The organism is Tolypothrix sp. PCC 7601, from assembly GCF_025677855.1.
Lineage (GTDB): Bacteria > Cyanobacteriota > Cyanobacteriia > Cyanobacteriales > Nostocaceae > Aulosira > Aulosira diplosiphon.
In genome coordinates, this window is the sequence record NZ_CP064879.1 from 6,003,132 (window position 1) to 6,017,402 (window position 14,271).

The window sequence follows — 14,271 nt, forward strand, 5'->3', positions numbered from 1 at the left end:
AGATATCAAGGGATTGAATAAAAGGGATATGAAAATATAACCGTTTTGAAGTAAAAAATATTTCAGTTGATTCTCAGTAGCTTACTTAACCGAGTGTTAAGCTTGACTTCATCCAAAAAATTATTGATCAAATTACTCAATACCCACATCGAATATAGCTATAAAATTTCTGCTTTCCCTGTTTGCTAAAGCAATTGATTATTTTTGATTCGGAATTTACGAAATCGATTGCCATCATTCACTGAAAAATCATGGTTTTAGCTTAAAAATCTTAATTTTTATAACCGTATTATTACGGTTATCTATTTAGTTTACATATTTTAATATTATTATTAATAATATCCGCGCAGTGTGGCATTAATTAGCTATAGCATTCTTATTCCATAGGTAATTTATTCTGTTTATTCCCTCACTTAAAACGTAATATCGCAACTACTGCATGGATTGCTATATCCCAAAGAAAATCAGTTTTAACTGATATGATTTTCCCTAAAGCAATTTTGAATCTCTCAGCTTTAATCATAGAGAAAAAATTAGCAATATAGGGTAAGTTTACTGATTTTTCTATGGTTTTTGTTTGGTAATAATTGTATAGAGTCCAGTGCTTTATTACAAGAAATTGGTCACTCTCAAATTGATTGAATCACACGATATTTATTTGCCGAATTCCTGATTAAACTTATGCTATCTCTCGAACAAACAAGATTAGATAAATTATTGTATGAATTTCAAAACTCCATCAAAATTCAGTACAGTGGCCAGCTAAATGTTAAAAACCATCATAACGAGCAATGGAATTTCTATTATCATCTAGGACAGATAGTGTGGGCAACTGGAGGAAATCATCCTCGTCGTCGTTTATATAGATACATCACCCAGAATTGTCCGCAGATTGCTATTAACAAGTTACTCTTAGATGTTGAAGATACTGTCAGCGATTATTGGGATTATCGTCTACTAGAAATTCTATATACAAAATATCAAGCTACTCTCCCACAAATTAACAGCATTGTGAGGGGAACAATATCAGAAGTTATATTTGATGTAGCTCAAAATCTCAATCGTCATCCTTTATCTTATGAGCGCCATCAAGAAATAATTTTAAAAGCACCCACTGATTTCACAAATTCCAATATAGTTATTCAACAAGTACAAGAATCTTGGAATATTTGGTCAAAACCTGGGTTAGCAACTTTCTCTCCTCACTTAGCACCAATTATCCGTAAACCAGAAGAACTTCGACAGATGGTAAGCCCAACTGTCTACAAAAACTTTGCAAATTTAATGAACGGCAAATACACCTTATGGGATTTAGCCGTCAAAATGAATCAGAGTTTATTATCAATCATTCGTTCCCTACTTCCTTATATTCGTCAAGGAATTATGGAACTCATCGTAGTACCTGACTTGACTTTACCAACTACAGAACTCAAAAATAGCTATAACTTTACACCATTAAAAAAGCTAACCACTCCATTAGTAGCTTGTGTAGATGATAGTCCTCAAGTTAGTCAATTGCTCGAAGGAATTCTCATACCAAATAACTTTAGGTTTATTAATATTCAACAGCCTTTGCAAGCTCTACCCATTCTTATTCAAAATAAGCCAGACTTAATCTTTTTAGATTTGATTATGCCTGGTGTGAATGGATATGAACTCTGCGCCCAGTTACGCCGAACTTCTGTGTTGTCAAACACACCAGTGATTATTTTAACGGGCAGTGATGGTCTGTTTGATAAAGTTCGCTCTAAGGTTTTTGGTGCTACAGATTTTCTGACTAAACCTATAGAAGTTGATAAAGTCTTGGAGAAAGTGCGTGAATATTTACCTCATGCCCAAGGAACTTGCAACTAACAAAATAGTGAGCAGGGGGAGCAGGGGATGCAGAAATATCAGGCTAAAGGGGCAAGAAATAACTCTTGCCCGATGTCGCATTTTCAAATTTCAATGAAATTGAAAGTAATTTTTGACGATTTGTAAAATGCGATCGCTTGCTTTACCATCTCCAAAAGGATTGATAGCGTTTGCCATTGTGTCGTAGGCTTTGGGGTTGCTGAGTAATTCCGCCGCAGCTGCCACAATATTCTCAGTTTCAGTTCCTACAAGTTTAGCTGTACCCGCCGTCACTGCTTCCGGTCTTTCTGTAGTTTCTCGCAGAACTAGTACAGGCTTACCGAGGCTGGGTGCTTCTTCTTGCAAACCCCCAGAATCAGTCAGCAAGAAATGCGATCGCGCGATCGCGCCGACTAATTCTTTATAATCTAAAGGTTCTGTTAAAAATATCCGGGGATGATTCCCTAAAAGCGCCTGTAATGGTTCCCTGACTGTAGGATTGCGGTGTAATGGTAACAGCAGGGCCGTATCAGGAAATTTATCTAATATCTGTAAAAACCCCTGAGCAATTCCTTGTAGTGGTTCTCCCCAATTCTCCCGGCGATGAACTGTAGCCAGCAATGTGCGATATGATGACCAGTCTAAACCGGGAATATTGCAAGCTGGCTCAATTGCAGCCACATTTAACAGCGCATCAATTACTGTATTACCGGTTAAGTGAATTTCACCCAACACACCAGAACGCTGTAAGTTCTCCATAGCTAGTGGCGTGGGTGCAAAATGCAATTGCGTAATTTGCGAAATTAGGCGACGGTTCGCTTCTTCTGGGTAAGGATTAAAGATGTCATCAGTTCTTAATCCTGCTTCTACATGGCCTACAGGAATTTTTTGATAAAAAGCCGCCAAAGCTGCAGCAAAAGCTGTTGTCGTATCTCCCTGTACTATGACTAAGTCTGGCTTACTTTCTTTAAATAACGTTTCCAAACCGCGCAAACTACGACAGGTAATATCACTTAAAGATTGCTGAGGCTGCATAATCTCTAAGTTTCCATCGGCTTTGAGGCTGAACAGCTGCATTACTTGCTCCACCATTTCACGATGCTGTCCAGTCAAAATTATTTGTGACTCAAAATCTTGTGACCTTTGAAATACTTGAATTACAGGAGCTAGTTTAATTGCTTCTGGACGAGTACCTAAGATTATATAAACTCGTTTTTGATTAGTCATTAGTTATTGGTCAAGGGTCAAGGGTTAAGGGTCAAGGGTTAAGGGTTAAGGGTTAAGGGTCAAAGGTAATCATGAAAAACGACTATTAAGAAAATTAAATTGTAGAGTATGTTATCGCTATCAAGTAGGGTAACAGCAAAATTTAAGGTGCGTTAGCCTTTGGCATAACACACCCTACTTCATATTTATTCATAAATTACTAACACCAAATAACAAATAAAAACACCAAAAACCAAACACCAAATACTAAATAAACATGAAAAAACCCGGCTGAACCGGGCAGATGTACTGTTTGTCGAAGTTAGCAATTATTTGATTTCGCAAGTTAATGGACAAGATGCGTAGACGGAAGTATGTAATTGTTCTGCTTCTCCATGCAGCCAGTTCAGCCATTTGATTTGTTTTGGATGTACACCTTTAGCAGTTAACACCCCAGCAGCTAAAACAACTGCCATGACATTAAACAAAATCAAACCGCCTGCTACTAATAAAACTGCACTTACAGGCATCACAGATTGCAACACAATCGACAACAGACACCCGACCGTAGCCATCAAAACAACTAATGGGAACCCGACAACCAACAAACATACTGCCAACGTGAAAGTCCAGATCAAAAAACTTTTGATCATTAACAAGGAGTAGGTCTTACCTAGATTAGAGCTATCTGCCGAAACCATGACTTTTCCTCCCAAATACACAGCAAGATTTTTACTTCAGCTTTATCTCACTTTCGCGAGAACACTGAACTGTTCAATTAGAAGTTCAGTATATAAAAACCTACTGCTAAGATGAGCATTTAGTTACTAAAGTTTACAGTTAATTTTTTGTAAATATGAATGTAAAGCGTAAGTCATATATAGGTAGAAAGCCTACTATCAACATCTATCAAAAGGAATATAAGAACTTAAGCAGGCACTTCACTAATGGCTTTTAAATGATCAACATCACTCCTGCTTAACATTTCTTATAAAAATGCCTATGTCTTCTCATAATTCTCAGATAGCGCTGAAGAAATTATCTGCTAGTGTTTTTGCTGTTAATTGATAACTAGTTTTGTCCAGGCTGGAAATAAATTTCTCATTTAGAGAGGATAAAGTATTTTCTCTTAAGTAATATGTCTTAATAAAAACTTGTTATTAGCCGGAATATCACTGATGCTTTCCAAGGGTTTGAGTATGTTAAACAAGTTGATATCTAGTTAATAAATTTTACATAACTAATAAATGCCATAAAGCTAGTAAAAAAACATACTCATGTCAGTTGTAAAAAAAGAACTGACAACGGTTTTCAAATATCAAGCAAATAAACACCGAGCACCCTGTACTACAAGCACCTCGAGACTATCCATCAGTAAGTTTTCCGCTAATTTAATTTTTTGCTTCATTGTAAAGATTTATGACCGACCTACAGCGTCCATCTACTTCTAATCCCGCTCCACGTAATGTGCCGCCAATGCCGCCGCCAATGCCAGCACCACCGCCACCAACGCTGAGTACCCAACGCCAGGCGACACAAACATTGGATATGTCAAACTATCCTGGGGTTCCTGCTGCGCCACCACCAGTTGCACCACCACCACCCTCTGCGCCACCGCCACCAGCTGCACCTCCAGCAGCGGCCCATCGTCCTGGCACACCACCACCAATGCCTACTGTGCCGAGTCCCAAAAGCACTACTCCGACTCTGACATTACAGAAGCTAATTGAAGAAGCTTACGAAAAAGGATTTTCTGACATTCACTTGGGTGTAGGTGAAACTCCGCGTTTTCGCAACCGGGGCGAAATTGAGAAAACAAATCATCCAGAAACAGATAAAGACACTTTTTTCAGTTGGATGCGGGAAGTTTTAACTGAAGCTGAAATTCAACGCTTTGAAGAACATTTAGAATTTGACGGTGCAACTCAGTACGAATTTGCCCGGGTACGGATTAATATCTTTGGCTCGCTCAAAGGCTATGCAATGGTACTGCGGTTAATTCCGTTAAAAATCTTAACAATGGAGCAGTTAAGATTACCGCCTATTTTTCGGGAAATTTGTCATGCTCACAAAGGTTTAATTCTGGTAACCGGGCCTACGGGTTCTGGTAAGTCCACAACGATGGCAGCAATGATTGACTACATCAATAAAGAGATGCCTAAGCATATCATTACCATCGAAGACCCGATTGAATTTGTCCATAAAAGCCAAAAATCGTTGATTAAACAACGAGAAGTGGGAATGCACACCCGCAAGTTTGATAACGCCTTAAAAGCAGCCTTGCGGGAAGATCCAGATTTAATTCTGGTGGGGGAAATGCGGGATAAAGAAACAGTCAACACCGCGCTAAAAGCTGCTCAGACAGGTCACTTAGTAATGGGAACTTTGCACACTAATAGCGCTGTAAAAACCATTGAACGGATACTTAACCTCTACTCTGGGGAAGAACAAGATGCTATGCGGGTGGCAATTTCCGAGTCTTTAGTAGCAGTAATTGCCCAAGGGCTATGCCGGACGACAGATGGTAAGCGGGCAGCGTTCCACGATGTCCTGATTAATACTGAGGCCATTAAAGAATGGATTAAAGACGGGAAATATGACGAAATTACTGAACTCATGAAGCAAGCCAGCTTTGATGGCATGATCACCATGAATCAATCGTTGTATAACCTCTACCAAGATGGACGCATTACTGAGGAAACAGCCTTAGAGATGTCACCAACTCCGAATGAAATGGCTCAATTCCTCCGAGGAAGAGTTTAGTTACAGTAAATAAGTAAAGTAAAAAGTAAAAGGTAAAAAACAAAATTTTTTACTTTTTACTTTTTGTTGTGGATTTATGTAGTTCCCAAAACTGACTTGAATACAGATAAACTGACTAAAACCCATCTGTTTAAAGGTATTGCCCTGTTTACACCTGGAGGCGATTTAATTTACTGCATCGACCCTAGTAAACAAGGGAGATGGCATTTACAGCTGTGTGCTGCTTTGCAGGAAATTCTGGATCTATCAGAACCCCCACATTTTTTAGTCCCTTGCTATACAGCAACAGTTGATCACTGGCTAGATCCGCGCACCAAACAAGTACGAACCTTTGCTGAAGCTTATCCAGCAGTTTTGCGACATCAAGCTGTGCTCAACGCGATTTTTGGCACAGGGGATTTAGCATGGCAAGCTGCTCCCTGGGTCGATGGTTTGTGCGATCGCATGGTATTAACTACTTATCGTTCCTCATTTCCGCAGCTTTGGGAAGACCATGATTTAATTGTGCGTTTAGATGCGGAATCAACACAGAAATACCATCAAGTTGTCACAAAAACACAGAGTTTCCAACTAAAAACCCAAGCCTATGTCTTGCGGCTGTTTGTAGCTGGACATAGTGCAAATACGGAACGCATTCTACATAATTTACATGAACTACTAGAGCGATCGCTGGGACAACCTTACACTTTAAAAGTAGTTGATGTGTTAACTAATCCCGAACAAGCTGAAATCGATCAGGTTAGCGCTACTCCCACTTTAGTAAAAGTTTGGCCCCATCCCATTCGCCGCCTTGTTGGTGATTTAGATCAAGCAGAAAAAATCTTACAAATGTTAGGCGCGCAAGAGAAATTGTAAGTGAGGAGACTGGGAATTGGGGATGAGGAAGATAAGGGAGAAAAATCATCCAAAATTTAAAATTCAGAATTCAAAATAATGCCATGTTCCCTATCCCCTATGGCATCTCATAAATAGCAAACAACAAACCCCCAACACTCAACACCAAACAACTTAAGCTTTTTTAAATCCTAAATTAAGGATCAATTATGTGAGTCATGTTGACTCAGGCAATAAATTCCCTCTTGGATATTATCTGGAAATCTGAATTATAAATAACTATCCGCTGATATGTACTTATTGCACTAATAAAAGGTGTTGTTCACTGTATTATTTGTTTTTAAATATGAATTTTCTGTGGTCGTCAATCTATCTTAAGGATGAAAAATGATGATGTTCATTGCAAATAAATTGAGGGGTAATACCCCTCTGCTAGTTTGCAAAATATAAGTGTAAAATAAGACTTGGGTTTAAAGAAATATTTTGCTTCCAATCCTACTCATTTAATCTTGAGTAGGATGTTTTATATTTATTAATCCTAAGTTTTATTTAACTATTTAGGCATATATCTAGAAAAAGATGTATGTGCGATCGCCTAGTATTTACATAAGTTAATGTTAGTAAATCAGCCCGCGCGCAGTTAAACTATCATCAGATGCTGAGATACGTTTAAATAGATAAAAACATAACTCAGCAAGCTTTTCTATTTTTCACAGCGCAGTTCGTAATTGCATTCTTCCGCCTCTAGCTTGAAAGTGCTGAGTTCTGAGCACAAATCCCAGCCTCGACTTTCATGGATGGTAGTGAATTTTTTTCATTGGGGCTGCTTCCAATACTTGTCGGTTAAGGGCAAAAGGGGAAGGGGAAAAGGGGCAAGAAAACACCTTCAACCCTTACCCTTTAACCTTTTACCCAACCAAATTCTGAGTTGAAAATCCTTAACCTAGCAGTATTGGGGCTGCTTCCTCTAGTCCCCTGGCTTGCCAAAGTGATTGATTATTTTTATTCGCAAGAATCTTATGTTTCATCCTTAAAAAAAAGGCAGGATAACCTGCCCGTAGAATGAGTCTAAAAATCTATCTTCATTCAAGATAGCACTTGCCGTTGACAATGCTATGACAACACTGTGTCATCAATATGGTTAGTTTGTAAGTAATTATATTGTATTACCTAAGTATAATTAACCAAAAAATGATGAAGTGAGAGTGGGTAAAAGCTCCATAAATGTTGGCTCAACAAGATAATGGAACGCAGTAACGGCGAACCAGTAGGTATGCTCTGTTGATTTACGCCGTGCTGTACTATGAGCTATAAAAGAGAAATTTTCGTATTTGTTTTAGGGGGTTTTACCATAGATAAATGCCTGGAAATCTGTCAATTGCTGACTTCTGGCTATTTGAAATTTTCGCCTGATGAATGCGGTAATTGATAGTATTTTTCTCCTGTGATGGAGATGCTATGAGCAGGATTGCTTTCCAGCTTTATTAGTACTTTATACTTCGGCTTTGAATTGACAAAAATTTAACTTATTATATTAATTTAAATAATTTTTACCATAGATAAATTATTGGTAAGGGCTTGTGCTGGCTACACATCTGTCACATATTTTTAAAATTGGTTTAGAGTTTTGATTGTATTTTTTGTGAAGTCTGCACTGCTAAAACATCGGCAAAGATATCCAGCCTACAAGAATTGGAGACTTCTAATTATATAAATATCCTATCGTTTTTGAGGCTGGGGAAGCTGTAGAAGTAAAAATTAAAAAGATAACCCCCATAAATTTATTTAGGGGATTTAATAAGGATAAATTATACCAAATTAAATAATGTTTGCAATACATCAATAATATTCTAGAGGGCAAGGCACTGCCGTGCCCCTACAATTTGTTGGATTTTTATTCAAATTAGTATTAAGTTTTGGAAGTTTTGTAGATCATTTGCAATATAGGAAATGAATATAATTTAGCTAATTAGTTAATGTTAAAGATGCCAGATTCGATAAAATTCTAAATAATCCATATTTTCTGCACAGTGCCACAGAAGTTTAAAAGAGTTACGATATCTTTCCCATTCATCATCTAAAACTTGATAGCAGTTAGAATTTTTTAAAGCTGCTATTATTTGTGGTAACTGTTCATTGAGAACTATTTCTTTTAAGTTGTCGGCTGCACGTTTATGCAGTGATATACTTGCTGTTGATTCCATCAATTGTAATAGAGTGGTAAACGCAATTGGATTACCTGGATTGAGTTGCGCTAATTTATAAGCCCGTCTTCTTTGAGTATCTTCATCTTCAGAGGCGGCGATACCGCGAATTAATTCAGAAATTTTGGAGTTGATAGAGAAATAATTTGATGTGGCTGATTTTTGTTTTCTCTTGTTTCTTCTATGCTGATGAAATGTTGAAGTTGGAGAAACTGTAACGGATTTAGGTAACTCATCACCTTGAAGCATAGCTAAATTTTCTAAAGCTTGCCGGCTTTGAGAGGAATCAATTGCAGATGCAGCGATTTCTTTAAGTGTAGAAATGGCAATGGAATTTTGAGAATCAATTTTACCTAAACTATAGGCAGCTTTACGACGAGTAGATTCATTTTTGCTAGTGGCGATAATTTCTACTAAAGCGGCGATCGCAATTTGATTACCAGCATCAACTCTGGCTAAACTATAGGCTACTTGCCAGCGCACTGTATCATAACGCATAGTTTTGACGAGTGCTTCTAATTTAGCGATCGCAATTTTGTTACCTGGATCGAAAATTTTACCCAAGCTGTAAGCCGCATTCCAGATTACAAAGTCGTTTTGGCTGGAGGAGATGTAGTTTTCTAAAGCTGCGATCGCTTTTGGGCGATCGGTTTTTAATAAAGCCACCCGCGCACATTCTACAATTGGGGCTGGGTACCTCCACGGCTTTTCGTCTTGGAAGTCGCCATAACCAAAACGCCACGTTACCAACTGCTGCACAATTTCATCAGCTTTTTGACAATCTGCAAATTCAGCAATTCCTTGGGCGGCGACAAAATAAGCTTGATAACCATAGTAGCCACCGCAGTTATCATTGAACTCAATTAATGCTTGGATAAATTCTTCCTTGTGTGTTTGCGGAATGTCATCTCTACCCAGCCATAGCAAAATGACTTCGCGCCACTGGGGTGCAAATATGCGGTAGCTGGGGGATGTAGACGCGATAGCGGCTTCCTGTAGGGTGGGGGAATTGTTGAGATTTAATGTGTGATTTAGGAAAAAATGCCAATCTGTAACGGCTTGGGCGGCAAAATATTCTTGAAAGGTGGGATGGTAAAAAGCATAAACTTTTTCGCCCTGAGTTTCGGAGATACCTACTTGATTGAGCCAACCTAACTGTAATGCTAATTGAAATAAGCCATCATCAGACGCGCCGAGAACCTGTGAAACGAAGCGATGTCTGAGGCGAAACTTAGTTTTTTCTTGGGAAATAGCTAATAATGCTAATTCTCCTAACGCCCGATTTAACTGCTGTCGCTGGGTGGAAGTTGTGGGAAAACGATCCTGTTTCCATTCGTAGATTGACTCTACAAACTGTTCGTACAACATCGCTTTGGTAGTTGCTAATCTTCCCTGGGCTAATCCCCAGGTACGACATAATAAAGCTAACCTCAGAGGATTTTTTACCGCATCCTTAAGCCGTCGCCGTTCTGGTTGATTTAACTCTGCTTGTAAACTCTCACCACAAGCGGGATTATCTTGAAACCAATGCTGAATAAATTCTCCGACTTGGTTTGATGCAGATTTGGAACCGAAGGAAAATTCTGTGCCATAGCTAAAATTTAAGTTGCGATAGACTTTAAAAGCTTGCAGTGCATTTTTACCCCCATCCCAAACATTCAGCCGACAAGTCAAAATTATCTTGGCATCTGCAACCCAACCTGTCAAAAAACTCGCAATTTTCGTTAAAGCTTGGCTAGAGTCCAAAGCCATTTCATCCACTGCATCTAAGAGTAACCAAACTCGCCCTTGGTTAAACTGTTCGCAGAATGCTTCTTCAACTTCCTCCGAGACACGTAATTTGCGAAACGCAGTAGGTAGCCAATCTTGAATTAAGTATTGTTCTAAAGTTTTTCCTTGCAAATCTGCTAAAGAAACCCAGACAGGTAAATCTTTAGTATTATCTACAATCCATGCGGCAATTTTTTGCAACAATGTAGTTTTTCCCGCCCCTGGTTCTCCTAAAATGGCGATGCGCTGGTTATCTTGCACCCCTAATAATTGTTGAATAAATTCATCAGGGTTAAAAGTCTGAGTCATTTCCGAATCTTCAGGTTCATATAACCGCGAACCATCTTGCGGCGTGACATCGCCACCTTGACGCAGACGTTGTTTGCGTTCCACTAAACCTAGGGGAACATAAACCTGATTTAATTCAAAACTCACACCATCAGCACTTGTGAGAGGATTGGTAGTCAACCGTTGGTGATTTTGCGCCGTTAAAGCATCACGACAAAGTTGCTTCCAGTCAGGAGAAAAAGCAGGGGAGCAGGGAGCAGGGCGCAGAGGGGAAGGGCTTTCTCCTTTTTCTTCTTCCCTTGTTACTTGCTTCGACTTCTCCGGGCGGCGACTTTCCCAGTGGATATCAAATTTTTGTAAATTGGCTGTTATGTCTTGGCGATCGCACCATAAATTGAGAGTAAAGTGCCAAGTTTCTGAACCGCTACGAGATGGGCGATTATCTTCGAGAATTTCTAAGAAATCTGTAAACCGTTTTAAGGCTTCTTTAATTTGTTCGGCGTTTAATTGTCCTTCACCTGCTGCCAAACTTGTTAATGTTTGTAAAAATCTTACTTTCGTTCTGACAACTAGGCGATTCTCAGATAGCCAACGAGTTTGGATTTGGGGACGCAGAGCATCCAAACCAGCTTCATCACTACAGTCTAGGGCATCATTAGCATAAGCTAATAATACCTCTAACAAGCGGCGCGATCGCTTTTTTGCTTCTGGGCCATAACTCGCTCTTGCCATCGCTGTAGTTGTAGAACTGGACAACGTTCGGGAATTATCCAAGTTTAACAACTTCCGCGCTGGGTATTTAGTTAGTAAGGGGAAAGGGGAAGGGGGAAACGGTAAAGGGGGAAAGGGGAAAATAAAAGTAAATTCCCTACCCAATCCCCAGTCCCCAATCCCTAAAATTCTTTAATTTTGAATTTTGAATTTTGAATTTTGAATTGATTTGTCCCCAATCCCCAGATACGCGACAAAGTTCGGGGATTCCCCTAGCTTTTCAACTTCCCCTAGCAGACTCAGCCTTGTTCTATAAGCATTTCCAGCTTTTAAGGCTATATTGGCTTGGGGGAAATTCCCTCGCATATTCTTAAGACATAGATGAAGCACCTAAAAATTTAAATATCACTCAGCCAATATGTTAAAACTTACCTACACCGAAAACAGCTTTAGCTTAGAACATCTGGAAACCTCATTAGAAAATTGGGTAAATCAAAGAGTTACACTATCTTTGCATTCTGCAAATAATATTTACATTGAATCGAGTCAAGCAGCATTTTTACTTCCTTGTGATTTATCTAATCTGGAAGAGTTAGAGAAATTAAATCAAGCAAATATTTTAGAAATTTGTCCTTGTGATGCTGATGCTGTGGAAGTTGTTCTCAAAGGTACTTGGATAGCATCAAATCAAGAGAGTGAAGTAGGTATTTTTGTAACTTCACTGGAAAAATCCGCAGAATTATTACTTGAACAACTAGCGCAAACTAAACAATTTATGCCATTGTTAACTGTTGACAGTTCACAGTTAACAGTCAACAGTTAACAGTTAACACCTCAGTTTTTCAGTCTTGCTGTTCGCGGGACTTTGGTGCGACTTCCGAACCCGAACTTTGAATTCGTCCTAGCCAGTCGCGCCGCCTTTCCCCGGACAGCAACCTAAACAATTCAAAATTCAAAATTCAAAATTCAAAAATATTTAAATAGAATTATCTAATTTTTCAGTCTTGCTGTTCGCGGGACTTGAGTATGACTTCCGTTCCAACCTGTTAAGTTGATTGACCTAGTCATGCTAATCTTTCCCCGAACAGCACCATAATACAGCAGATTAGATTTTTATAAGGTACAGCAAGCAATTGAAAAAAGTAATGAGTAATAAGTAAATTTCCTACTCATTACTCATTACTCATTACTCATTACTCAATTTATATGGTTACTAATAATAACCGCGTTGAGCAGGTGGCGCGGGAAGATTTGGTGATGTTTATTAATGCTTGTCTGGCTTGTACGGGACAGCGGGAATTTTATGATGATGCTTATGGTCAAAGAGTATCAATTGACTTTTTACATGATTATATTTTGGGAAATTATCGCTTACTTTATGCTCGTTCTTTGGCGGCGGGGATTAATCATTTTAATCAGGCGCAGATTATTTTAAAATTGCTGGCGACGGGAAAGGATACGTTACCACAACATAAGGAAGAGGAGGGTGCGTTAATTGCTCATGCGCTCAATGCTTTACCGCCGCAACGGGCTTGGGGGGTGTTGCAGCAGTTGCGTCAACGACGAATTAACAACCGTCGGAGTCGCGCGATCGCACGGGATTATTTACAACAGCGACGCGATTTAAGTTTCCATGCTGTGAAGTATCGTCCCAAGGTAAGAGCGATCGCATCTCACGCACATTTGAAACTTCAGGGTGAATTGGGTACTTTTCTGTTCCGTAATTGGAAACAAAAGGTGTACGAAACTGAATTATTCGAGAAGTTTCGGCAAGCACATTTTAGCGAACAGGCGATTTATGACTTACCTTTCACTGTGGCTGAGGGATTAGCTGCAAAGCACAAAGTTAAACGCGATGTATTTTTAACCAGAATTCAACAGCAAATGACTGTGGGTGAAAAGTTGCGTTTCCAAGGTGCGGCGGAACGGACTGAAAAGGTGGAAATTGACTTAGATTTGGGAAAATTACCCTTAACTAAGTTGGCGTTGTATATCTTATCTTTGCCATTGGAAACCAGAACAGAGCAAAGGGAGATTTTTCACCCAGCCTTAGAGCGATCGGCTCGTTCAGTGCTAAAAAAAGCACCATTGAAGCTGGGAAAAGTGGCAGCAGTTTTAGATTGTAGCTACTCTAGCTCAGGTTCTAGCGAAAAGCGTCGCCGTCCTTTGGGTGTAGCTGTTGCTACTCACTATTTATTGCAAGCCGCATCACAGGAATATCGGGCTTTTTGGACGATACCCGTAGAAGATGCTTTGCAAGTCCGCCCACATGGACAAACTGACTTAGCTACACCACTATTAGCCGCCTTGGGTTCTGGTGCAGACTTAGTTGTGATTGTCTCTGATGGTTGCGAAAACTATCCCCCCAAAGGTGCGGCGGAAGTGTTGCGGATATTTAGAGCTAAGTTAGATCCAAAAAGAAGAACTTCCATTATTCATTGCAATCCGGTGTTTAATTCTGAGGATTTCTCCTTGCGAAATCTCAGCGCCAGCATCCCGACAGTGGGATTGCGCGATGCAGAAGATTTACCAACCATGCTGGGATTTGCACGCTTCGCTGATGGTTCTGCACCTTTGTCAGAATTAGAAGCATATTTGGCTGAACGAGTGCAACAAATGTTGAAATGGGCATAGGGAATTGGGCATTGGGCATGGGGGATGG

General features: G+C 39.5%; 8 protein-coding genes. 5 read left to right on the forward strand and 3 right to left on the reverse strand.

What is annotated here, in order from left to right; all coding sequences use genetic code 11:
• The first annotated feature begins 681 nt into the window (after window positions 1-681).
• Complete coding sequence (locus tag HG267_RS24630) at window positions 682-1,854, forward strand: response regulator (RefSeq protein WP_045868417.1); 1,173 nt, start codon at window positions 682-684, stop codon at window positions 1,852-1,854.
• A gap of 90 nt (window positions 1,855-1,944) precedes the next feature.
• Here HG267_RS24630 and wecB read toward each other — a convergent pair whose 3' ends face one another.
• Window positions 1,945-3,060, reverse strand: a complete 1,116-nt coding sequence (wecB, locus tag HG267_RS24635; RefSeq protein WP_045868418.1) for a non-hydrolyzing UDP-N-acetylglucosamine 2-epimerase — start codon at window positions 3,058-3,060, stop codon at window positions 1,945-1,947.
• Between the two features lie 308 nt (window positions 3,061-3,368).
• Complete coding sequence (locus tag HG267_RS24640; protein ID WP_045868419.1) at window positions 3,369-3,740, reverse strand: hypothetical protein; 372 nt, start codon at window positions 3,738-3,740, stop codon at window positions 3,369-3,371.
• A 718-nt stretch (window positions 3,741-4,458) separates the two neighbouring features.
• Between HG267_RS24640 and HG267_RS24645 the strand changes: the two genes are divergently transcribed.
• Both HG267_RS24645 and HG267_RS24650 read left to right on the forward strand, forming a co-directional pair.
• The gene (locus tag HG267_RS24645) at window positions 4,459-5,802 is read left to right on the forward strand and encodes a type IV pilus twitching motility protein PilT (protein WP_045868420.1); all 1,344 of its coding nucleotides are present in this window, start codon (window positions 4,459-4,461) and stop codon (window positions 5,800-5,802) included.
• Between the two features lie 96 nt (window positions 5,803-5,898).
• Window positions 5,899-6,657: a circadian clock KaiB family protein gene (locus HG267_RS24650; RefSeq protein WP_045868920.1), complete on the forward strand. Its 759-nt coding sequence runs from the start codon at window positions 5,899-5,901 to the stop codon at window positions 6,655-6,657.
• Between the two features lie 1,958 nt (window positions 6,658-8,615).
• Here HG267_RS24650 and HG267_RS24655 read toward each other — a convergent pair.
• The gene (locus HG267_RS24655) at window positions 8,616-11,630 is read right to left on the reverse strand and encodes a HEAT repeat domain-containing protein (protein WP_045868421.1); all 3,015 of its coding nucleotides are present in this window, start codon (window positions 11,628-11,630) and stop codon (window positions 8,616-8,618) included.
• Window positions 11,631-12,027: 397 nt separating this feature from the next.
• On the opposite strand from HG267_RS24655, the gene HG267_RS24660 reads away from it, so the two are divergent.
• A complete protein-coding gene (locus HG267_RS24660) occupies window positions 12,028-12,432 on the forward strand; it encodes an alr0857 family protein (RefSeq protein WP_045868422.1) in 405 nt (134 codons plus the stop codon).
• A 383-nt stretch (window positions 12,433-12,815) separates the two neighbouring features.
• Window positions 12,816-14,243: a hypothetical protein gene (locus tag HG267_RS24665; RefSeq protein ID WP_096621879.1), complete on the forward strand. Its 1,428-nt coding sequence runs from the start codon at window positions 12,816-12,818 to the stop codon at window positions 14,241-14,243.
• Window positions 14,244-14,271 lie beyond the last annotated feature (28 nt).